Origin of the sequence: Streptomyces pactum (assembly GCF_016031615.1) — a bacterium.
GTDB lineage: Bacteria > Actinomycetota > Actinomycetes > Streptomycetales > Streptomycetaceae > Streptomyces > Streptomyces pactus.
Genome location: NZ_JACYXC010000001.1, coordinates 7,130,630 through 7,152,812, shown reverse-complemented (window position 1 = coordinate 7,152,812; position 22,183 = coordinate 7,130,630). Strand labels below are relative to the sequence as shown.

Here is a 22,183-nt window from a genome sequence, read left to right as displayed (position 1 = left end):
CGGTCCGGTCGGGCCGAAGTCACCGCACCGGACGGCTCCACGGCGCTCGTGCGGGTCCGCCGGCACGACGGGGAGCGGCTGGTGTCCGGCAGCACAGGGCTGCTGTACGCCTACGACGACACCGGCGCGTTCTTCTGGGTCGTGCCCTACGACAAGGCGCTCGACCCGCGCGGCTGACCGCCGGCCCGCTCCATCCGGCATCCGCATCGCATCACATCGACGACCACTGCACCGGCGAGGCGCGGCCCCTCATCTCCACCCGCCCGGCCTCACGGGCGCCGTACGGCACGCACGCCCCGCGGTGCCGGCCGCCGGGGCCGGGCGGGCCGCGCAGGGCCGTTCGGCCCTGGGTCCCGGCCGACCGGGCACCGCGGCGGTACCCCGGTCGGCGGTGCGGCCGGGACCTTCCGTCGCCCGTCGTGGCACCGGGCCGCAGGCAGAGTTCCGGGTGTACCGCACCGCACCCCCCGCCGCCGGCCGGCCCGGCGCCGCGCGGGGTGCGGAGCCTTCCGCCCTCTGCCCCGGGAGCCTCCATGTCCTTCCACGTCGACTCCGAGACCGGCCGGCTCAAGCAGGTGATCCTGCACCGTCCCGACCTGGAGCTGAAGCGGCTCACGCCGTCCAACAAGGACGGTCTGCTCTTCGACGACGTGCTGTGGGTCAAGCGCGCCCGGGAGGAGCACGACGCCTTCGCCGACACGCTCCGCGACCGCGGTGTCCGGGTCCACCTCCTCGCGGACCTCCTCACCGAGACCCTCGCCCGCCCCGCGGCGAGGACGCTCGTCCACGACCGGGTCTTCGACGAGCGTGAGTTCGGGCCGCTGGCCACCGACCGGCTGCGGGCCCACTTCGACTCCCTCTCCCCCGAGGAGCTGACCCGCTGTCTGATCGGCGGGATCACCAGGCGCGAACTGACCCACCGGGCCGGCGGCATGCCCGGTGTCCGGCTGGGCACCATGGCGCCCGACGACTTCGTGCTGGCTCCGCTGCCCAACCACCTGTTCACCCGGGACACCTCCTGCTGGGTGTACGACGGGGTGAGCGTCAACCCGATGGCGAAACGCGCACGGCGCCGGGAGACCGTCCACTTCGAGGCCATCTACCGGCACCACCCGCTGTTCGAGAAGGGCGAGTTCCACCGGTGGGCCGACGGGCAGGCCGCCTACCCCGCCACCATCGAGGGCGGCGACGTCCTGGTCATCGGCAACGGCGCCGTCCTGGTCGGCATGGGCGAGCGCACCTCTCCCCAGGCGGTGGAGTCCCTCGCGCTGCGCCTGTTCGCCGCGGGATCGGCCCGCCGCGTGGTGGCGCTCGGCCTCCCCCGGAGCCGTAGCTTCATGCACCTGGACACGGTGATGACCATGGTCAGCGGGGACACCTTCACCGCCTACGCCGGGCTGGGCGCGCTGCCGTCCACCACCATCGAGCCCGGCCCCGACGGCACCGGCCTGGTGACCCGGGCGCACCCGCCGGAGGAGATGTACGAGGTGATCGCGGACGCCCTCGGCCTGGATTCCATCAGGGTGCTCACCGCCACCCAGGACGTGCACTCCGCCGAGCGCGAGCAGTGGGACGACGGCTGCAACGTCCTGGCCGTCGAGCCCGGCGTGGTGGTCGCCTACGAGCGCAACGTCACGACCAACACCTTCCTGCGCCACCACGGCATCGAGGTCGTCACCATCCGCGGGAGCGAGCTGGGCCGCGGGCGCGGCGGACCGCGCTGCATGAGCTGCCCGGTCGAACGCGAGGCCGTCTGACGCCGGCAGAGCGCCCGCCGCCCCTCGTGCCCTGTGTTCCCCTGCCCCTCCCCGTTCTCCCCTGTCCTGCCGTATCCGTACCCAGCGGGGCCGAGGCCCCGCGAAGGAGTCACCGAGATGACCACCGACCTGCGTGACCGGTCCTTCCTGAAGGAACTGGACTTCACCTGCGAGGAGTTCCGTCACCTGCTCGACCTCTCCGCCCGGCTGAAGGCCGACCGGGCCGCCGGTACCGAGCGGCAGCACCTGCGCGGCCGCAACATCGCGGTGGTGTTCGAGAAGACCTCCACCCGCACCCGGTGCGCCTTCGAGGTCGCCGCCCACCAGCAGGGCGCCCACGTCACCTACCTCGACCCGGCCGGCTCGCAGCTGGGGCACAAGGAGTCGATCAAGGACAGCGCCCGGGTGCTCGGCCGCTTCTACGACGGCATCGAGTACCGGGGCAGCGACCAGCGCCTGGTGGAGGAGCTGGCCGAGTACGCGGGCGTCCCGGTGTGGAACGGGCTGACCGACCAGTGGCACCCCACGCAGTCCCTCGCCGACGTGCTGACCATGTGGGAGCACACCGACAAGCCGCTGCGCGAGGTGTCGTTCGCCTATCTCGGCGACGCCCGCAACAACGTGGGCAACTCCCTCCTGGTGGCCGCGGCCATGCTCGGGATGGACGTGCGGATGGTCGGTCCCGCCGGCCTGCGGAACGCGCCGGACGTGGTCGCGGAGGCCCGGCGCATCGCCGCCGCCACCGGGGCGCGCCTGACCTTCACCGACGACGTGGCGGAGGGCGTGAGCGGGGTGGACTTCGTGTACACCGACGTGTGGCTGTCCATGGGCGAGCCGGAGGAGATGTGGGAGGAGCGGATCGCCCTGCTCAGGCCCTACCAGGTGACGATGGAGGTGCTGAAGGCCACCGGCAATCCGCGGGTGAAGTTCCTGCACTGCCTGCCCGCCTTCCACGACAGCGCCACCACGGTCGGCGCCCGGATCCTGGCGCGCACCGGGATGACGGCGTTGGAGGTCACCGACGAGGTGTTCGAGTCCGCGCACTCCATCGTCTTCGACCAGGCGGAGAACCGGCTGCACACCATCAAGGCCGTCCTCGTCGCCACACTGGGGGCCTGATCACCGTGCGGATCGTCATCGCCCTGGGAGGGAACGCGCTCCTGCGCCGCGGCGAGCGCCCGGACGCCGCCACGCAACTGGCCAACGTCCGCGCCGCCGTACGCGCCCTGGCCCCGATCGCCCACCGGCACGAGGTCGTGATCACCCACGGGAACGGCCCGCAGGTCGGGGTGCTGGCGCTGGAGAGCGCCGCGGACCGCTCCCTGTCCTCGCCCTACCCGTTCGACGTACTGGGCGCCGAGACGCAGGGGATGATCGGTTACTGGCTGCTGCAGTCGCTGCAGAACGCCCTGCCCGGCCGCCAGATCTGCGCGCTGCTCAACCAGACCCTGGTCTCGGCGACCGACCCGGCCTTCGCCGACCCCACGAAGTTCGTCGGCCCGGTCTACGGCCGGGCCGAGGCCGAACAGCTGGCCGCCGAGCGCGGCTGGACGGTCAAGCGGGACGGGGACCACTGGCGGCGGGTGGTGCCCTCGCCCCGCCCGCAGCGCGTGGTGGAGACCCGCCTGATCCGGCTGCTGCTGGCCTCCGGCGCGGTGGCCGTGTGCGCCGGGGGCGGCGGGGTGCCGGTGATCCGTGACGACACCGGGCACCTCTCCGGCGTCGAGGCCGTCGTGGACAAGGACCTCACCGCCGCCCTGCTGGCCGAGGCGCTGGAGGCGGACGCGCTGCTGCTGCTGACGGACGTGCCCCACGTGGAACGCGACCACGGCACGCCCCACGCGGCCCCCATCACCCACACCACCCCCGCGGAGCTGCGCGGCCACGACTTCCCGGCCGGTTCGATGGGGCCGAAGGTGGAGGCGGCCTGCCGGTTCGTGGAACTCACCGGCGACATGGCGGCCATCGGCGCCCTCCAGGACGCCCAGGCGATCCTCGACGGCACCGCCGGGACCATCGTCACCCCCCCGCGGCCGCTGCCCGGAAGCCGGCCCCCCACTCGCCACTGGACCCGACATGACCACGCACACCCCGCTGTCCGCCCCGGTCACCGACGACCCCCCGCCGCCCCCGGCGTCCCAGGAGGCGCTTCAGCTTCCCCTCGGCCTTCACCGTCCTGGCGGTCGTCACCGTCGCGGTGTGGGCGCTGACCTTCGTCATCCCCCCGGGGCGGTACGACACCGAGGACGGCAGCCCGGTCCCCGGCAGCTATCACTCGGTCGAGCTGACGCCCGGCTTCGGGGACCGGCTCAAGGACCTCTTCCTCGCGCCCGTCAACGGCCTGTACGGGGTGACCGGGACCGACTCGGGGCTGACCGCCCCGGGCGGCAGCGGGGACTTCGCCGGCGCGGCCGGGGTGTTCCTGTTCGTCCTGGCCGTCGGCGCCTTCATCACCGTCACCCTGCGGACCGGGGCCCTCACCTCGGGCGTCGCCCGGCTGGCGGACCGGCTGCGGCACCACCGCGCGGTCCTGCTGACCGTCCTGCTGGCCGTCTTCTCGCTCGGCGGCACCACCTACGGCATGGCGGAGGAGACCCTCGGCTTCTACGGGCTGGTCATCCCGCTCATGCTCAAGCTCGGATACGACCGCATGGTCGGCGCGACCGTCATCATGGTGGGGGCCGGGGTGGGCACGCTCGCCTCCACCGTGAACCCCTTCGCGACCGGCGTGGCCTCCGACAGCGCCGGCATCGGGACCGGTGACGGGATCGTCCTGCGGCTGCTGATGTGGGTCTGCCTCACCGCGCTGGCCGCCGCGTACATCCTGCGCTACGGCGCGCGTGTCGTCCGCGACCCGGGCCGTTCCCTGGCCCCTCCCGACGAGGAGGACAAGGCTCTGGCGGCGTCCGGGGCCGACGAGGCCCACCTGACCGTCCGGCAGCGGATCGTCCTCGGGGTCTTCGCGTCGACCTTCCTGTTCATGATCTTCGCCGTGATCCCGTGGTCGGACCTGCACATCACCTGGCTGCCGACGCTCGGCTGGTACTTCCCCGAACTGGCGGCGCTGTTCGTCCTCGGCTCCGTCGCCGTCGGCCTGATCGGCGGTCTGGGCGAGAGGGGCACCACGGACGGCATCGTGGCCGGCGCCGGCGACTTCATCGGGGCAGCCCTGATCGTCATGCTGGCCCGCGGCGTGACCGTCCTGATGAACAACGCCGCGGTCACCGACACCATCCTCAACAGCCTCCAGGACGCGGTTTCGGGCACCTCCTCCGGTGCCTTCGGCGTGGTGGTGTTCCTGGTCAACCTCCCGCTGGCGTTCCTCATCCCCTCCTCCTCCGGGCACGCGGCGCTGGCCATGCCGATCCTCGCCCCGCTGGCCGACTTCGCCGGCGTGGGCCGGGCCACGGTGGTCACCGCGTACCAGTCGGCCTCCGGCTGGATCAACCTGATCACCCCCACCTCGGCCGTCGTCATGGGCGGGCTGGCCCTGGCCAAGGTCCGCTACGACCGGTACCTGCGCTTCGTCGCCCCGCTGATGGGCATCCTGTTCGTGGCCATCTGCGCCTTCCTCGCCCTGGGCGCGGCCGTGACGTGACCGCGCCACAGCATCGAAGCGACACGGCCCGTCCCCACCGATCCGGCGGGGCACGGGCCACGCGTACGGGTACGGGCCGGGACCGGCGGCCACCTGCCGCGGTGCCTTCCGGCCGCCGGCGAACCGCGGAGCCGAGGGGCCGGCAGGTGCCGCCCGGTCGGCCGGCGGGCCGGGCCGGCGGAAGGGCGGCAGGGTCGGTGAGGGCCGGTGCCGGGCGCGCCGCCGGAGCGGGGGCGACCGGCTCGTACACTGGGGTTCCGTACGACCGGGTGAGCCCGCGGGGCGGCCGGTTCCGCACGGAGAACCAGGGGGCACGCGTGCCGGGCCAGCGATCCATCACCGAGACGGAGCGGCGCGCCAGGACCCAGCTCGGGGACATCCCCCTGCGGCGGGAGCAGATGGCGGCCGTCGCCAACATCCACCGGGCCGCCGCCATCGTCCGCCACCACCTGGAGAACTCCGTCCTGCGCAGCTCGGACCTGACCTGGACCGCGTTCGTCGTGCTGTGGGTGGTCTGGATCTGGGAGGAGCCGGAGACCCGGCACGTCGCCGAGGAGGCGGGCATCTCCAAGGGGACGCTGACCGGCGTCGCCCGCACCCTGGAGTCGCGCGGGCTGCTCGCCCGCACCGGCCATCCCACCGACGGCCGGCTGGTGCTGCTGCGCCTGACGCCGGAGGGCGAGGAGTTCATGCGGCGGGTCTTCCCCGAGGTCAACGCGGAGGAGGCGTTCGTGACGACCCCGCTGACCGACGAGGAGTGCCGCACCCTCGCGGACGGGCTGCGCCGGGTGGTGCTCCAGGTGGAACGGCACGGCGAGGCCCGCCGCCGTGCACTGCTGGACGGGGCACGGCCCGCGCCCCGGCGCAGCGGCCGGCGGCCGTCCCGGGACTGAACCACCGCGCCCCCGCCCCGTTCAGCGGTCCTCCCCCCGCGCCGCGCGGACCAGCGCGCCGAACAGGCTCTGCTGGGCGGCGTCGTGCGCCGCGTCGTCCTCGGGGTGCCACTGCACGCCGAGGAACCAGCCGCCGGCCCCGGGTGCCTCCACCGCCTCCACCGTGCCGTCCGCGGCCCGCCCGGTGACGACGAGCGAGGTGCCGAGCCGATCGATGTGCTGGTGGTGGTAGCAGGACGCCCGGACCGTGCCGGCCCCCACGAGGGAGGCCACGGCGGAGCCGGGGGCGAGGCGGACCGGGTGCCGGATGTGCCGGTGCTCGCGGCCCGGCCCGCCCATGTCCTGGTGGAGGGTGCCGCCGAGCACGGTGTTGACCACGTGCAGACCGCGGCAGACCGCCAGCAGCGGCATCCCCGACCGCAGCGCCTGAGCCGCGGCTTCGAGGTCGAAGGCGTCCTGCTCGTCGTCCACGTCGTAGACGGACTCGTGGACCCGCTCGGCGCCGTAGCGGTACGGCGAGAGGTCTCCCCCGCCGGGGAGCAGGAGGGCGTCGAAGCGAGCGAGGCGCTCGGCGGTCCCGGCCGGGTCGCGCCGGCCGCCGGGTGCGTGCGGGTGCAGGGTGACGGGCTCGCCGCCGGCCCGCCAGACGGCCTCGGCCAGGGCCCGCGCGGTGACCTCGGCCGCGTGGCGCAGCGCGGAGGCGGAGGCGGAGAAGCGGGCCGGGATCGCCACGAGCGGGCGTGCGGGGCGGGTCACAGCCGGATCCAGGTGGTCTTGAGTTCGGTGTACTTCTCCAGGGCGTGGGCGGACTTGTCCCGGCCGTTGCCCGACTGCTTCATGCCGCCGAAGGGCACCGTGAGGTCGCCCTCCTCGTAGCAGTTGACCCAGACGGTGCCGGCCCGCAGGGCGCGCGAGACCCGGTGGGCGGTGGACAGGTCGGAGGTCCACAGGCCGGCGGCGAGGCCGTAGTCGGTGGCGTTGGCGAGGGCCACCGCCTCGTCGAGGTCGTCGAAGGTGAGGACGGACAGCACCGGTCCGAAGACCTCCTCCCGGGCCAGCGCCGTGTCGGGGGCCACCCGGTCGAACACCGTGGGCCGCAGGTAGGCGCCACCGGTTCCGGTCTGCAGGGGCTGTCCCCCGGTGCGCAGCCGGGCGCCGTCGTCCACGGCGGCGCGGACGTGGCCGAGCACCCGGTCGAGGTGGTCGTGGCCGGCCAGCGCCCCCATCTCGGACGCCGGGTCGAGCGGATCGCCGACCCGCAGGGCGCGGGCCCGTTCGACCACCGCCTCGGTGACGCGTTCGGCGATGGAGGAGTGCACCAGCAGCCGGGAGGGTGCGGTGCACATCTCGCCCTGGTTGAAGAAGACGCCCCAGGCCGCGGTGGCGGCGGCCTGCTCCAGGTCGGGGGCGTCGGGCAGGATGATGTTGGGGGACTTCCCGCCCAGTTCCAGCCAGACGCGCTTGAGGTTGGAGTCGGCGGCGTAGCGCAGATAGTGGCGGCCCACCGCGGTGGAGCCGGTGAAGGCGAGGACATCGACGCCGGGGTGGAGGCCGAGGGCCCGGCCGGCGACCGGTCCGTCGCCGGCCACCACGTTGAGGACGCCGGGCGGCAGCCCCGCCTCGGTGGCCAACCGGGCCAGGAGCAGGGCCGACAGGGGGGACTTCTCCGACGGCTTGAGGACGACGGTGCAGCCGGCGGCGAGGGCGGGCGCGACCTTCCAGCCGGCGAGGGTCAGCGGGAAGTTCCAGGGCACGATGGCGCCCACGACGCCGGTCGGTTCGCGGGTGACGAGGGCGAGGGCCTCGGGCGCGGTGTGCGGGGACTCGTCGGTGAGTTTGCCGGCCAGCTCCCCGTACCAGCGGAACGTGGCGATCAGGGCGCGCAGTTCGATGTGGTAGGCGTCGGTGACGAGCTTGCCCATCTCCAGGCTGACGGTGAGGGCGAGGTCCGTCCGCCGCTGTTCGATCAGGTCGGCGAGGCGGAGCAGCGTCCGGCCGCGTTCGGCGGGCGCGAGCCGGGGCCAGGGCCCCTCGTCGAAGGCGCGGCGGGCCGCCGCGACGGCCAGGTCGACCTCGGTCGCGCCGGCGTCGGCGACGTCCGCCAGGGCCCTGCCGTCCCTCGGCGACACGACGGTGAAGGTGCCGTTCCCCTCGTGGGAGCGGCCGTCGATCAGGTGCGAGCCGTGGAACCGGAGTGTCGCGGCGCGGCGTTTCCAGTCGTCGTGGGTGAGGTCCACCGTGCGTCCTCGTTTCGTGAGGGAGGGGTCGTGAAGGTAGGGATGTGAGGCGGCGGTCCGCCGGGGGCCGTGCGGGTGCGACCGTTTCCCGGCCCGCTTCCCGCGGGGGGGTGCGGTGGGCCGGTCGGCGGCCGTCCCGCCGTCCGGGCATCTGTTCGTCCGGGCATCTGTTCGTCCGTGGCGTCTGTTCGCCCCGGTCGTCCGGTCGTCCGTACGTCCGGAGCGCGCGCGGGAACGGGCCCGGGCCGCGTACACCGGACCCCGCCGCGCGGGCCAGGGTCGCGGACACCGGACCCCACCGCGCGGGCGCGGGCGCGGGTGCCGCGGCCGCGGTTCCCGTGCTAGCCCTCGCCCGGCTCCCCGCCCGCGCCCGCGCCCTCGTCCTCGTCCTCGTCCACCAGTCGTTCCAGCAGCGCCCGCAGCTCCGCCAGCGCCTCCTCGGTCACCTCGCGCTCGCCGAAGACGAGCTGGTGCAGCACCAGGCCCTCCAGCGCGGCGAAGACCAGCCGGGACAGCCCCCGGTCGACCGGCCGGTTCAGGATCCGGGACAGGTCGCGCCGGGCGGTGGCGACGTACTCGTCGTACAGGGCGCGCAGCCGGGGCATCAGCTCCGGCCTCCGGCGGGACTCCAGGAGCAGTTCGTACTGGAAGGCCTGGAGGTCCGGCCCGGCCTCGACCATGGCGCCCAGACCGGCCGCGAAGTCGGCCGCCCGCTCCGCGCCGGTGTCGAGGGAGCTGACGTCGAGCGAGGAGCGGAAGGCGTGGTCCACGGCCTCTTCGATGAGGGCGTCGCGGGATCCGAAGTGGTGGACGACGAGCCCGTGGGTGACCCCGGCCTCCTCGGCGACGGCTCGGTAGGTCAGCCCCCGCAGCCCGCCGCGGGCCACCACGCGCACCGCGGCGTCCAGCAGGGCGCCCCGGCCCGACCCGTAGTTGGTCACGGGCTTGCGGGCGCCACGGGCGCCGGCGGGCTCGGCGGGGTCGGTCATGGTGCCGAGCCTACCGGCGGGGCCGCAGGTCAGCGCCGGGGCGGCCTGATGCCACGGAACTCCCAGTCCCCGCCGAGCGCGGTGGACAGCACCTCCTCGGACTCGGTGGGCTGGGCGCCGACGTCGGTGCGGACGGGTGCGGGCCCGGTGACGACGTGGTTGGTGAGCCGGCCCAGGCCCTCGACCTCGACCTCGACGACGTCGCCCGGCGCGACCGGCCGGGAGTTGGCCGGGGTGCCGGACAGCAGGACGTCGCCGGGGTACAGGGTGATGGTGCGGGCGATGTCGGCGACCAGGTAGTGCATGTCCCAGGTCATCTCGTCGGTGGAGCCGTCCTGGACGACGGCTCCGTTGACCAGGGTCCGCAGCCGCTTGCCCCGGAAGTCCCAGTCGGTGACCAGGCCGGGGCCGAGCGGGCAGAGGGTGTCGGAGCCCTTCACCCGGAGCATGGACCCGGCGTCGGTGTCCCGGAAGTCGTGCAGGCCGAAGTCGTTGGCGACGGTGTACCCCGCGATGTAGTCGCCCGCGCGGTCCGGGGCGATGTTGCGGGCGGTCCTGCCGATGACGATGGCGACCTCTCCCTCGTAGTTGAGCCAGGAGCAGCCCTCGGGCCGGACGACCGCTCCGCGGTGGGCGTTGAGCGCCGAGGTCGGCTTGTGGAAGTAGGTGGGGGTGTCGGGCAGGCCGATCCGGAACTCCTCCACCCGGCTGCGGTGGTTGAGGTGCACCGCGATCACCTTGGACGGGACGACGGGCGGCAGGTGGTGGGCGTCCTCGACGCCGACGCGCCGGCCGTCCGCGGCGATCAGTTCGTCGCCGTCGCGGACCGTCTCCACGGTCGCGCCGTCGAGCAGGACGCGGCGGTACTCGGGCATGGTGGGGCCTCTCTGGCTACGGCTTGTCTTGCGGGGCTTCGGTGGCGGTGCCGACCGGTTGGTCAGGCGGGGTCGTGGGAGTCGGCGGGGGCGGCGGCCGGGGGCGGACCGGCCGGGGCCGGTCCAGCCGTCGGCGGGGCGGTCGAACCAGAGCAGGACCTGGCCGGTGCCGACGGAGTTCTCGTACTCGCCGTACTGGCGGCCGCGCGCGGTGCACGCGTGCTCGCCGAGGGCCCCGGCCATCATCAGGTAGTGGAAGAACTTCGCCTCGGGCTTGAACCGCCCGAACGCGTCCATGGTGTCCAGGACCCGGTCGTGGCGGCCCTCCTTGAACCAGGCGATGCGTTCCTCGTCGGCCGCCCGCGCCTCGGGGGTGAAGATGTGCGCCGGGTCGCTGGCCTCGTGGTCGCGCAGTTCGCGCAGCGGCCAGAAGGTGTGCGACAGCGCCCCGGAGGCGATCAGCAGCACCCGGCGGCCGGGGGTGGCCGCGATGCCGTCGGCCAGGGCGCGGCCGAGGCGCAGGTGGTCCTCCATGTCGCCGGTCTGGCAGACGCCGATGCTCACCCAGCGTTTGTCGGGCAGGCCCTCGCCGAGGTACTTCCACAGGTTGGTGGTGGCGTAGTACACCGGCAGGTACGGGTCGTCGATGGGGGTGATCCAGGTGCCGTGCCGGTCGGCGAACGAGGCGACGTTGCGGGCGAGTTCGGGGTCGCCGGGGAAGTCGTAGGGCATGCGGCACATGCCGCGCGGCAGTTCCTCGGAGGTGAACAGGCCGGCCCTGCGGGCCTGGGCGGTGACGACGAACTCGACGGTGGTGGCCCAGTGGGAGTCCAGGACGACCACGGTGTCGTAGTCGTCGCGCTCGAACACCTCCCGGCGCAGTTGCCGCAGGCCGGTGACGAGGCTGATCTCCTTGCCCTCGTTCAGCTGCCGGCGGGTCGTCTCGGGCAGCACGATGGTCGGGACGTGGGCGAGCAGGCCCGCCCCCACGATCTCACCCATGGTCCTGCCCCTCCCGCGGCGCGGTGACGGTGTTCTTGAGGTCGCAGTAGAAGTCGAAGCTCCAGGTGCCGCCCTCCCGGCCGATGCCCGAGCGGCGCGATCCGCCGAACGGCGCCCGCAGGTCGCGGACGAAGAAGCAGTTGACCCAGACGGTGCCCGCCACCAGGCGTGCGGTGACGCGTTCGGCGCGGTCCGGGTCGCCGGTGGCGACGGTGGCGGCCAGTCCGTAGGCGGTGTCGTTGGCCAGGCGCACGGCCTCGTCCTCGTCGCCGAACGTCTGCAGGGTGAGCACGGGGCCGAAGACCTCCTCCTGGACGATCTCGGAGTCCTGGCGCACGTCGGTGAGGAGGGTCGGCGCGTAGTACCGGTCCCCGCGCCGGTGGCCGCCGATCAGGGCCCGGGCGCCGTCGGCCAGCGCCCGGCGGACGAAGCCGTCGACCCGCTCCAGCTGGCGGGGGTGGATGGTGGGACCGATGTCGGTGGCCTCGTCGCGCGGGTCGCCCTGGCGCAGCCGGGAGGCGCGGGCGAGGAACCTGCGGGTGAACTCCTCGGCGACGCTCTCCTCCACCAGGAGCCGGGTGGCCGCCAGGCACACCTGGCCGGCGTTGTCGTACTGCTCGACGGCGAGGTCCGCGGCGAGGTCGAGGTCGGCGTCGGCGAAGACCAGCAGCGGTGACTTGCCGCCGAGTTCGAGGCTGAGCGGGGTGAGGTGCGCGGCGGCCGAGGCCGCGATGTGCCGCGCGGTGGGCACGGAGCCGGTGAAGCTGATCCGGCGCACGTCCGGGTGGGCGGTGAGGGCGTCGCCGATCTCGGAGCCGTAGCCCTGGACGACGTTGAGGACGCCGGCCGGCAGGCCCGCCTCGGCGGCGATGTCGGCGAGCAGCGAGGCGGTCAGCGGGGTCCACTCGGCGGGCTTGAGGACCACCGTGTTGCCGGCCGCGAGCGCGGGGGCGACCTTCCAGGTGGCCAGCATCAGCGGGGCGTTCCACGGTGTGATCAGGACGCAGGGGCCGGCCGGGTCCCAGGTGACGTGGTTGGTGTGGCCGCGGGTGGTGAAGTCCTCGTGGTCCAGCGCCAGCAGCCGGTCGGCGAAGAAGCGGAAGTTGTGGGCGACGCGGGGCATGACGCCGCGGCGGTGGGACCGCAGCAGGGCGCCGTTGTCGGCGGTCTCGACGACGGCCAGCTCCTCGGCGCGCCGGTCGATGCCGTCGGCGATCGCCCGCAGGAGGCGGGCGCGTTCGGCGCGCGGTGTGGCGGCCCAGCCGGGGAAGGCGTCCTTGGCGGCGGCGACGGCCGCCCCGGCCTCCGCCGGGGTGCCGCGGGAGATCTCCCCGAGGACGCCGCCGTCGATCGGTGAGACGTCGGTGAAGGTCTCGGCGGAGGCGACGCGCGCTCCCCCGATGTGGTGCCGGGTGTCGACCTCGACTCCGGCGACGGTGAACAGGTGCTGGCTCATGGTGTGCGCTCTCCGGGCGTGGGGTGCGGGGGTCATTCGGCGCCGGACGTGCCGGTTTCGAGCAGGCGGCCGCCGTCCCAGACCACGCCGACCTGCCGGTAGTAGGCGGCGATCGGTTCGCGGACCTCCAGCCGGGCCAGTTCCTCGGTGGGCGCCTCGAACAGTTCCAGTTCGGCGTCCCCGGTCCAGGGCTGCCCGCCCTCGACGGAGGCGGCGCCGGACTCGACCAGTTCGTCCAGGGCGAGGCCGCCGCCCTTCTCGATGGAGGGGAGCCAGCGGTGGTGGGCCATCGGGTGGGCGTTGACGAAGCCGGCCGTCTTTGACGGCTCGCGCAGGGTGACGACGGCCTGGGCCAGGCGCCGGTCCCCGGCGGCGAGGGTGGCGCCGAAGCGGGCACCGGCCTCGATGCGCGGGGCGGGCCCGTAGGGGTGGGGCCGGGTCTGGTGGATCGACCCCAGCTTCTTCGGGTAGCCCTGGTGCAGGCCGCGGGCGAGCGCGAAGTCCTTGTCCACCCAGATGTGGACGCAGCGGGTGTAGGTGCGCCCGCGGTACCGGCAGCGGACGACCGCGAACGCCTCCTTGTACTGGGCGCGCACCGGGTCGAGCAGTTCCCGCCCGCCGTCGGCGCAGGACTGCCAGTCGGCCCAGATCAGGGCCACCGCGCCGGGGTCCTCCTCGGCGAGTTCCAGCGGCTCGGGCAGCAGTTCCCGGACCCGGGCGGGGTCGGTGCGGTACTCCACGGTGAGCAGGTCGCCGGAGTAGCGCCAGGGCGGGGCGGGGATCAGCGACGAGGCACCGGTCGCCGTCTTGGGGTGGAAGTATCCACGGACACGGGTCACTTCGGGTTCCTTACGCGGAGCGGGCGGGCGGTTCGGGCGGCGGGACCTGGGTGCGTCCCACCGCCCGGTCCTCGACGGACGGGGCGTCACGGACGGGAAGGGCGCGGAGGGGGGAACCGGACGATCCGGTGAAGGGGCGGCAGGGCCGCGGCGGGAGCGGGCGCCGGGGACGGGCGGCGCCGACCGAAATCGTTTGGTGCCAAACAAGATAGGAAGCCGAGCGTCCCGGGTCAATACCTATCCGAATGGATAAGTTGATGCGCCCGGGCCCTTGCGGGAGCGCCCCGCCCTCCCTACCGTGTGTCCGAACGAGCGAGCTGCCTCCCGCGTACGACGGTCGAGGCCCCCTCCCTCCCTCTTCTCCCCCAGCGCGCTCCGCCCTGGGCGGCGCCCCTTTTCCCGAGGAGACACCGGTGAGCGCATCCGGCAACCCATCCGTCCGCCGTCACCTGGAGCGCCTGGCCGCCGAGGGGATCGACGTGGTCCGGGTGACCTATCCCGACCTCATCGGCACCGAACGGGCCCGGGACGTCCTGCTCGACCACCTGCCGGCCGCCTGTGAGCACGGGCTGGCCTTCTGCCGCGCCGTCTACCACACCAGCCCGCAGGGCGACACGGTCGCCGTCTCCGGCGGTCTGGACGCCGGCCTGCCCGACATCCGCGTGGCCCCCGACCTCACCACCCTGACCCCGCTGCCGTGGGAGGCCGGTGTCGCCACCTGCCTCGGCGACGTCGTGGACCCGGCCACCGGCCGGCCCGCGCCGGAGTCCCCCCGGGACCTGCTGCGGGCCGTGGTCGCCCGGTGCCGCGAGCACGGCCTGCGCCCGGTGATCGGCCCGGAGCTGGAGTACTTCCTGTGCGACGCCGCGCCCGGCCTCGCCCGGGGCTGGCGCCGCTACAGCGACGCGCAGGGCGTGGTCTACACCGCCGGCCTGCGTGCCGACCCCGACAACCACCTGCTGCGCACCCTGCGCCTGCTGCGCGACCTGGACATCGGCGTCAGCAGCGGCAACCACGAGTACGACGGCGCCCAGTTCGAGATCAACCTGACCCACGCCGACGCGATGACGGCCGCCGACCGCGCCTTCCGCTTCAAGGCGGCGGTCAAGGAACTGGCCCGCCTGGAGGGGCGCCTGGCCACCTTCATGGCCAAGCCCTTCAACGACGCCGGCGGTTCGGGGTTCCACCTCCACCTGTCCTGCCTGGACGAGCGGGGCGGCAACGTGTTCGACGACCCGGCGGCACCGCACGGCCTGTCCGCCACGGCGCGGCACGCCGTCGCCGGGGTCCTCGCCCACGCCCCCGCGCTCACCGCGCTGGCCAACCCCACGGTCAACTCCTACAAGCGCTTCGGTCCCGACACCCTCGCGCCCTGGCTGGTGGACTGGGGCCTGGACAACCGCAGCGCCATGGTCCGCGTGCCGCCCGAGCGCGGCGCGGGCTCCCGCTTCGAGCTGCGCCTGGGGGACGCCGGCGCCAATCCGTACCTGCTGATCGCCGGGACCCTCGCGGCGGCGCTGCTCGGCGTCCTGGCCGGCGAGGAGCCCCCCGCCCCGCTGGAGGGCTACGGCTACGACGCCACCCGGTCCGCCGTGCTGCCGGCGACCCTGCCCGCCGCGCTGGACGCGCTGGAGGCGGACACGGCGCTGACCGAGGTGCTCGGCAAGGACTTCACCACCGCGTACCTCGCCTACAAGCGCGACGAGGTCGCGCGCTTCCACCGGCACGTCACCGACTGGGAGTTCACGGAGTACGCGTACCACCTGTGACCCGGCCGCCCTCCTCGGCGCCCCTCCGTCCGCCGGCCCGGCGGACCGGGGGGGCGCCGTGCGTCCGGCGACGGGCGAGGTGCCGGGCGCGGGCGCGTCACGGCGGCCGGCCAGGGCTTCCGAGACCCGGCGGGCGACGCACGGGAGCGCGTCCGGCACCGGAGTCCCCGGGCGGCCTCCGTCGCGCAGGAGACGGTGCCGGGGCCCGGCCGGCCGGGCCCCGGAGGGCGGCACCTCGTGGCCGGCGTGCGGTTGCGTCGCCGCCGGCCGCCGGGGGTGCGGGTCAGGGTGCGTCGTGGCGGACGAAGGTCTTGGTGGCGATCCGCCACTCGCCGTCCTCCCGCACCAGGGAGAAGTGATTGGTGAAGTCGTGGCCCTGGTAGCCGGACTCGTCGAGCACCGCGACCGCCACCGGACCGTTCACCTCGACCGAGCGGATCGTGTACGTGTATCCCCGGGCCCACCGGTCGGCCCCGGAGTCGGCGGCGACCACCTCGCAGAAGGCCTCGATCGGCGCGGAGACCAGCTCCTCGCCCAGGTAGCCCCACATACGTGCGTCCGGACGGAAGGCGGCCCGGACGGCCTCGGGATCCGCGGCGCGGACCGCCGCCACGTACGCCTCCACGGCGGCCCGGACGGCGTCGTGGGCGTCGGTGCGGTCGTTCATCTCGTTCTCCTCCGGGTCTGCGGGGTGGTCGGCCGTGCGGTGGTCAGCCATGGTGGATCCACACGCCCTTGGTCTCGGTGAACACGTCCAGCGCGTGGGAGCCCATCTCACGGCCCCAGCCGCTGGCCCCGAAGCCTCCCCAGGGCGCGGCGGGGTCGGGTATGGCGGGCATGTTGACGAAGACGGAGCCCGCGCGGACGCGGGCGGCCAGCCGGTGGGCGGTCGCCAGGTCCCGGGTCCACACCGCGGCGGCCAGCCCGTATCGGGTGTCGTTGGCCCGGGCCGCGAGTTCGTCCTCGTCCTCGTAGGTGAGCACGGGCAGCACCGGCCCGAAGACCTCCTGCCGGGCGATGGTCATCCCGTCGCGCACGCCCGACAGGACGGTGGGCCGGTAGAAGTTGCCGGTCTCCAGGGGCCCGTCCGCGCGGGCGCCCCCGGTGACCAGTTGGGCCCCCTCGGCGACCCCCTCCCGGACCAGGGAGTCCACCCGCCGCAGGTGGTCGTCGCTGACCAGGGGGCCCAGCTGGGTGTCCGGGGACAGGCCGGGGCCCAGGCGCAGCGCGTCGACGGCGGCCGCGAGCTTGTCGGTGAACTCCTCGGCCCGGCGGCGGTCCACGTAGAAGCGCGCGTAGGCGGCGCAGACCTGACCGCTGTTGAGCAGCGCGCCGCGCACGTTGCCCTCCACGGCGGCGTCCAGGTCGGCGTCGCGGGCGATGATGCTGGGCGCCTTGCCGCCCAGTTCCAGGGTGACCCGTTTCAGGTCGTGCGCGGAGGTCCGGACGATCTCCTGGCCCACCTCGGTGGAACCGGTGAAGGAGACCTTGTCCACCCGCGGGTGCGCGACCAGCGCGCGACCGGTCGCGGGGCCGCCGGTGAGCAGGTTGACCACGCCCGGCGGGAACCCGGCCTCCTGGCACAGCCGCACCAGGTGCACCGTGCTCAGCGGGGTCTGTTCGGCGGGCTTCACGATCACCGTGTTGCCACAGGCCAGAGCGGGTGCGAGCTTCCACGCCGCGATCATCAGCGGGAAGTTCCACGGGGTGATCAGCGCACAGACCCCGACCGGCTCCCGCCGGGTGAAGTGCAGGGTGCCGGGGTGGGACACCGGGCTGACCGCGCCCTGGATCTTCGTGACCCAGCCCGCGTAGTAGCGGAAGTGCTCCGCCGCCCCGGCGACACTGACCTGGCGGGCCACGGCCAGCGGCTGCCCCTGGTCGCGGGTCTCCAGCTCGGCCAGTTCCGCCGCGTCCCGCTCGATGAGTTCGGCGACCCGCCACAGCAGCCGGGCGCGTTCCGCCGCGGGCAGTTGGGCCCACGCCGGGTCCTCCAGCGCCGCCCGTGCCGCGTCGACCGCGGCGTCGGCGTCCTGCTGCCCGGCCTCGGCGCAGGTGCCGAGGACCGCTCCGGTGGCGGGGTCGGTGGTGGTGAACTCGGCCCCGTCGGCGGCGGCGGTCCACTCGCCTTTGATGAACAGCCGGCCTCGCACATGCATGGCGGATTCCTTCCGAGTCGTCGTCAGGTCCCGGGCGGACGGGTCCGGTCACGGCCGGGGGCGGGCGGTGCGCCGTCGTGAGGGGGCACCGTCGTGATGCGCGGGCGCGGTGTTGCGCGGGCACCGTCGTGATGCGGGGGCGTGGTGGTGCGGGGGCGCTGTCGTGATGGGGGGCGCCGTCGTGATGGGGGCGCCGTCGTGATGGGGGGCGCCGTCGTGATGGGGGGCGCCGTGATGGGGAGGGGGGCGCCGTGGTGCGGCACCATCGTGCGCGGGCGCCGTGGTGCAGAGGCGCCGTGGTGCGGGGCGCCGTTGCAAAAAGGGGACGCCTCGACGGGGGCGCGGCCACACGGCGGCGCCCCCGGGACACGTCCCGCCGGCCGGTCAGTCGTCGAGGTCGCGCATCAACCGGTCGACGTAGGCGCGGTACTCCGGGATCAGCGCACCGTCCGGGAACATCAGCGAGGTGACGTTGGCGCCGATGGTCACGCTCATGACCTCCCCCGCCCGTTCGGCCACCGCCGGAGCGTCCACGCTCTCGCCCTTGCCGCGCGCGGCGGCGATCCGCTCGGCGAGCCTGCGGCGCCAGTCGTGGAGGTGCTCGCGGTACAGCGCCGCCAGCTCCTCGTTGGCCACGGAGTGCTCCCACAGCGCCAGCAGCACGCGTGCGGAGTCGATGCGGTAGCGGTCCAGCGGCAGCGTCGCCTCGACGTCGTGCCGCAGCGCCTCCCTGGGGTCGGTCACCGGGTCGCCGGCGCTCATCTTCTCGTTCATCTCGGCGAGCACGCTCTGGAACGTGGCGGCCACGATGGCGTCCTTGTTGGGGAAGTAGCGCTTGAGCGCACCGTTGGCGAAGCCCGCCTCCGCGACGATGCTGCGCATGGTCGCCGCCTCGAAACCGCCCTGGATGATGAGCTTCTTCGCCACCGCGACGATTTCCCGCCGCCGCTGATCATGATCGATAACCTTCGGCATAGTCTTCCTTACGATACCGGCGTTCCGGCGGGCGCACGAAGCTCCAGCCGGTGGCGCCTGCGCTCGGCCTGCCGGGCCGGGTCGGCCACCGGTGAGGCGAGGAGCAACTGCCGGGTGTAGGGGTGGTCCGGATCCCGGGTGACCTTCTCGTTCGGGCCGGTCTCGACGCACTCCCCCCGGTACATCACCGAGACCCGGTGGCAGATCCGCCGCACCACGTTCAGGTCGTGCGAGACGAAGAGGTACGACACGCCGGTCTCCCGCTGGATGTCGATGAACAGGTCGATCACCGCCGCCTGTGTGGTCAGGTCCAGGGCGCTGACGGGCTCGTCGCAGATGATCAGGCGCGGGCGGCGCACCAGCGCACGGGCGATGGCGATCCGCTGGCGCTGACCGCCCGAGAACTCACCGGGACATCGGTTCACGGCGTCCGCGGGCAGCCGGACGTGGTCGAGCATCTCGGCCACCGTCGCCCGCGCCTCGGCGCGGCCGGTGCCGGCGGCGGTGAGGGGCTCGGCGAGGATCTGCCCGACGGTCATCGCCGGGTCGAGGGACCCGTAGGGGTCCTGGAAGACCACCTGGAGGTCGGCCGCCAGACGGCGCCTGGCGGCCCCCTTGAGGTTGGTGATGTCGCGGCCGTCGAAGTGGATGCTGCCCGAGGTGACCTGGGCCAGGCCCAGGACGGCCTTGCCGAGCGTGGACTTGCCCGAGCCGCTCTCCCCGACCAGCCCCACGCACTCGCCCGCCCCGATGGTCATGGACACGCCCTTGAGTGCGCGGAACGTGGTGCGTCCGCGGCGGTAGTCCACGACCACGTCGGCCACGCGCAGCAGCGGTGTGCCGTCCTTCGCGTCCGCCTTCATGCCCGCACCCTCCGATGTCATGTGTGCACCTTCCGTCCGGCCTCGTGCCAGGCCGCGTCCAGGTCGTCGCGGCTGTCGGTGTCGTCCTGCGAGGCGCGGATCAGCTCCGCGGTGTAGGGGTCGGCGGGGCGGTCGAAGATCTGCTCGACCGGACCGGACTCGACCACCCGGCCGTCCCGCATGACCGCGACCCGGTCGCAGATGTCGGCGACCACGCCGAAGTTGTGGGTGACGATGACCAGCGCCATGTGGTACTCGCGCTGCAGTTCGCGCAGCAGCTCCAGCACCTCGGCCTGCACCGTGACGTCCAGGGCCGTGGTCGGCTCGTCCGCCACCACCAGCTCCGGCTTGCCGGCGACCGCCCCCGCGATCAGGACGCGCTGGGCCATGCCGCCGGAGACCTGGTGCGGGTAGGAGGCCATCACCCGGTCGGCGTCGGTGATCCCGACCCGCACGAGGACCTCGTGGGCGCGCGCCCGTGCCTGCGCCTTGGTCATCCCGTGCACCGCCCGCAGGGGTTCCACCAGTTGGTGGCCGATGGTGTAGCAGGGGTCGAGGTTGCTCATCGGCTCCTGGGGGACGTATCCGACCCGGGTGCCGAGCAGGGCGTGGCGCCTGGCCGGCGGGAGGTGGCCGACCGGCAGGCCGCCGATCCAGATGCCGTCCGCCGTGGCACGGCCGTTCGCCGGCAGCAGGTCCAGTGCGGAGAACATGGTCTGGGACTTGCCCGACCCGGACTCGCCGACGATGCCGAGGACCTCACCGGGGGCGACGTCCAGGCTCACGCCGTGCACCACCTCCTTGTCGCCCTGCGCGGTGGCGTAGGAAACCCGGAGGTTCTCGATCCGCAGCGCGGAGGCCGCCGCGGGCGGCGCCGGCTCGCCGGTGGGCGCGGTCCGCCGCCCCGTGCCGGTGGTCGCGGTGCGGCGCCGGCGCCGGGGTGCCGGTTCGGTCCGCACGCTCACCAGGTCGGCGAGGACGGATCCCATGAAGGCGAGGGCGGCCATGGTGACGCCCAGCGCGACCGAGGGCCACAGGAGGATGAGCGGGTGGGTCCCCATGGTGCGGAACCCGTCGTTCATCATCTGTCCCCAGTCGGGAGCCGACGCGGTGCCCACCCCGAGGAACTGCAGACCGGTCTGCATGCCCATCGCGATGCCCGCGGTGAGCGCCGACTGGATGATGACGGGCGCCCGGACGGCCCGGAACATGTGCGCACGCAGGATCTTGGTGTGGGTGAGACCGGCGACGCGGGCCGCGTCGATGTACGGCTCCTTGCGCACGGCCAGCGCCCTGGAGCGGGAGATGCGGTAGTAGCCGGGGGCCATGAACGCGCCCACCGTCACCATCAGCACGGTGAAGTCGGCACCGGTGCCCGCGGCGACGATGAGGAGGACGATCATGCCGGGCACGGCCTGCACGCCGTCGCTGACCCACGAGCAGATCCGGTCGGTCACACCGCCGAAGTACCCGGCGGCCACGCCCGCGGGCACACCGATGCCGATGCCGACCACACAGGCGACGGCGGCCCCGTAGACGGTCGTGCGCGCGCCGTACAGCAGCCGGCTGAAGATGTCCCGGCCGGCGGAGTCGCCGCCCATCCAGTGCTCCGCGCTGGGCGGCGCCTGGGTGAGGTCGTAGTCGACGAGATGGGGATCGTACGGTGCCAGCAGGGGTGCGAGGAGGCCCGCGAGGACCACCAGGAGGAACACCGCGAGGGCGGTGACGCCCAGCGGACGGCGCAGGTAGCGCGACCACAGGCGCTGCTGGGCCTGGAGGGGGGCGCCCGGGGCGGGCATGGCGAGGTCTGTCATATCTCGCGCACCTTCGGGTTGATCCAGCCGAGCACGAGGTCGAGCAGGAAGTTGATGAGGACGACGAAGACGACCGTGACGGCGGTCAGGCCGAGCAGGACCGGGATGTCGCCGATCTGGGAGGCCGACTGGGTGAGGCTGCCGATGCCGGGGAGGTTGAAGATGATCTCCACGACGATCGCGCCGCCGAGCAGTCCGACGGACATCACCGCGAGCACGGTGAGCGCGGCGGGGGAGGCGTTGCGCAGCACGTGCAGGGTGATCCGGCGGGAGGAGAGTCCGCGGGCCCGCAGGGTGCGGACGAAGTCCTGCCGGGACACCTCCAGGAAGCCGTTGCGCAGCTGTTCGGCGATCATCACGATCGCGGCGAGGGCCAGGGCGACCGCCGGCAGGGTGATGGAGCTCAGCCATGCGGAGGGTGACTGGGTGAGGGGGACGTAGCCCACCGCGGGGAACCATTTGAGCCGCACGGCGAACGTCATGACGAGCACCAGGCTCACCCAGAAGCCCGGGAGGGCGAAGAGGACGACCGAGGCGAGCTTGAGGACGCGGGCGAGGATCCCGTCCGGACGCAGCCCGGTGACGATGCCGATGCCCAGTCCGGCGACGGCCGCGAGGAACATGGCGGCGAGCACGACCGACAGGGTGACCGGGACGCGCAGGGCGATCTGGTCCGAGACCGGCTGGAAGTTGCGCCAGGAGGTGCCGAAGTCACCGCGGATGGCGTGGGAGAACCAGTCCCAGTACTGGGTGATCAGCGGGCGGTCCAGGCCGAGGCGTTCGTGCAGCGCCGCCCGCTGGGCGGGGGTGGCGTTGTTTCCGAGCAGGCCGGCGGTGGGGTCGCCGATGGCCAGGTGGGCGAGGAAGAAGGTGGCGGAGGTGACGACGAGCAGGAGGACCACTCCCGACATCAGCCGCCGGATCGTGAATCTGAGCATGTAGGGACCCCTCTGGGGG

Annotated in this window: 17 protein-coding genes and 2 pseudogenes; 6 read left to right on the top strand and 13 right to left on the bottom strand. The window is 73.8% G+C overall.

What is annotated here, in order from left to right:
• The first annotated feature begins 533 nt into the window (after positions 1-533).
• From IHE55_RS28260 to IHE55_RS28240, 5 genes and pseudogenes are all read left to right on the top strand, one after another.
• Positions 534-1,757 carry an arginine deiminase gene (locus IHE55_RS28260; RefSeq protein ID WP_197991623.1) on the top strand — a complete coding sequence of 408 codons (1,224 nt, stop codon included), beginning with the start codon at positions 534-536 and terminating at the stop codon, positions 1,755-1,757.
• A 117-nt stretch (positions 1,758-1,874) separates the two neighbouring features.
• Positions 1,875-2,876, top strand: a complete 1,002-nt coding sequence (gene argF, locus IHE55_RS28255) for an ornithine carbamoyltransferase (RefSeq protein ID WP_197991622.1) — start codon at positions 1,875-1,877, stop codon at positions 2,874-2,876.
• Positions 2,877-2,881: 5 nt separating this feature from the next.
• A pseudogene (gene arcC, locus IHE55_RS28250) lies at positions 2,882-3,796 on the top strand (carbamate kinase); the annotation flags it as partial.
• A gap of 137 nt (positions 3,797-3,933) precedes the next feature.
• Positions 3,934-5,355, top strand: a complete 1,422-nt coding sequence (locus IHE55_RS28245; protein WP_197992306.1) for a YfcC family protein — start codon at positions 3,934-3,936, stop codon at positions 5,353-5,355.
• Between the two features lie 317 nt (positions 5,356-5,672).
• On the top strand, positions 5,673-6,248 hold the full coding sequence (locus IHE55_RS28240; protein WP_197991620.1) for a MarR family winged helix-turn-helix transcriptional regulator: 576 nt from the start codon (positions 5,673-5,675) through the stop codon (positions 6,246-6,248).
• 21 nt (positions 6,249-6,269) lie between these two features.
• Here IHE55_RS28240 and IHE55_RS31890 read toward each other — a convergent pair whose 3' ends face one another.
• The 7 genes and pseudogenes from IHE55_RS31890 to IHE55_RS28210 all read right to left on the bottom strand — a co-directional run bounded on the left by IHE55_RS31890 (position 6,270) and on the right by IHE55_RS28210 (position 13,646).
• Positions 6,270-7,004 (bottom strand): gamma-glutamyl-gamma-aminobutyrate hydrolase family protein, encoded by a 735-nt coding sequence (locus tag IHE55_RS31890; RefSeq protein WP_307826843.1) that lies wholly within the window; start codon positions 7,002-7,004, stop codon positions 6,270-6,272.
• Positions 7,001-8,485 carry an aldehyde dehydrogenase gene (locus IHE55_RS31885; RefSeq protein ID WP_307826842.1) on the bottom strand — a complete coding sequence of 495 codons (1,485 nt, stop codon included), beginning with the start codon at positions 8,483-8,485 and terminating at the stop codon, positions 7,001-7,003. The genes IHE55_RS31890 and IHE55_RS31885 overlap by 4 nt, the downstream gene beginning before the upstream one ends.
• A gap of 341 nt (positions 8,486-8,826) precedes the next feature.
• Positions 8,827-9,474 (bottom strand): TetR/AcrR family transcriptional regulator, encoded by a 648-nt coding sequence (locus IHE55_RS28230; protein ID WP_197991619.1) that lies wholly within the window; start codon positions 9,472-9,474, stop codon positions 8,827-8,829.
• 29 nt (positions 9,475-9,503) lie between these two features.
• Positions 9,504-10,349 (bottom strand): fumarylacetoacetate hydrolase family protein, encoded by an 846-nt coding sequence (locus IHE55_RS28225; protein ID WP_197992304.1) that lies wholly within the window; start codon positions 10,347-10,349, stop codon positions 9,504-9,506.
• Positions 10,350-10,448: 99 nt separating this feature from the next.
• Positions 10,449-11,351, bottom strand: a pseudogene (locus IHE55_RS28220) (3,4-dihydroxyphenylacetate 2,3-dioxygenase); the annotation flags it as partial.
• Entirely contained in the window at positions 11,344-12,807 is a 1,464-nt protein-coding gene (locus tag IHE55_RS28215; protein ID WP_197991618.1) for an aldehyde dehydrogenase, read from the bottom strand. The gene IHE55_RS28215 and the pseudogene IHE55_RS28220, both read right to left, overlap by 8 nt.
• 32 nt (positions 12,808-12,839) lie before the next feature.
• Positions 12,840-13,646 (bottom strand): acetoacetate decarboxylase family protein, encoded by an 807-nt coding sequence (locus tag IHE55_RS28210; protein WP_197991617.1) that lies wholly within the window; start codon positions 13,644-13,646, stop codon positions 12,840-12,842.
• A gap of 413 nt (positions 13,647-14,059) precedes the next feature.
• Between IHE55_RS28210 and IHE55_RS28205 the strand changes: the two genes are divergently transcribed.
• Positions 14,060-15,415: a glutamine synthetase family protein gene (locus IHE55_RS28205; protein ID WP_197991616.1), complete on the top strand. Its 1,356-nt coding sequence runs from the start codon at positions 14,060-14,062 to the stop codon at positions 15,413-15,415.
• A 283-nt stretch (positions 15,416-15,698) separates the two neighbouring features.
• Here the strand turns inward: IHE55_RS28205 and IHE55_RS28200 are convergent, their stop codons facing one another.
• The 6 genes from IHE55_RS28200 to IHE55_RS28175 all read right to left on the bottom strand — a co-directional run bounded on the left by IHE55_RS28200 (position 15,699) and on the right by IHE55_RS28175 (position 22,164).
• Positions 15,699-16,133, bottom strand: coding sequence for a nuclear transport factor 2 family protein (locus IHE55_RS28200; protein ID WP_197991615.1), 435 nt, complete (start codon positions 16,131-16,133; stop codon positions 15,699-15,701).
• The gene (locus IHE55_RS28195; protein ID WP_197991614.1) at positions 16,126-17,574 is read right to left on the bottom strand and encodes an aldehyde dehydrogenase family protein; all 1,449 of its coding nucleotides are present in this window, start codon (positions 17,572-17,574) and stop codon (positions 16,126-16,128) included. Before IHE55_RS28195 ends, IHE55_RS28200 begins: the two co-directional genes overlap by 8 nt.
• A 384-nt stretch (positions 17,575-17,958) precedes the next feature.
• Positions 17,959-18,549, bottom strand: coding sequence for a TetR/AcrR family transcriptional regulator (locus IHE55_RS28190; protein WP_197991613.1), 591 nt, complete (start codon positions 18,547-18,549; stop codon positions 17,959-17,961).
• 8 nt (positions 18,550-18,557) lie between these two features.
• Entirely contained in the window at positions 18,558-19,433 is an 876-nt protein-coding gene (locus IHE55_RS28185) for an ATP-binding cassette domain-containing protein (RefSeq protein ID WP_232265724.1), read from the bottom strand.
• A complete protein-coding gene (locus tag IHE55_RS28180; RefSeq protein WP_197991612.1) occupies positions 19,430-21,226 on the bottom strand; it encodes a dipeptide/oligopeptide/nickel ABC transporter permease/ATP-binding protein in 1,797 nt (598 codons plus the stop codon). Before IHE55_RS28180 ends, IHE55_RS28185 begins: the two co-directional genes overlap by 4 nt.
• Entirely contained in the window at positions 21,223-22,164 is a 942-nt protein-coding gene (locus IHE55_RS28175; protein ID WP_197991611.1) for an ABC transporter permease, read from the bottom strand. Before IHE55_RS28175 ends, IHE55_RS28180 begins: the two co-directional genes overlap by 4 nt.
• Between the last annotated feature and the right edge of the window lie 19 nt (positions 22,165-22,183).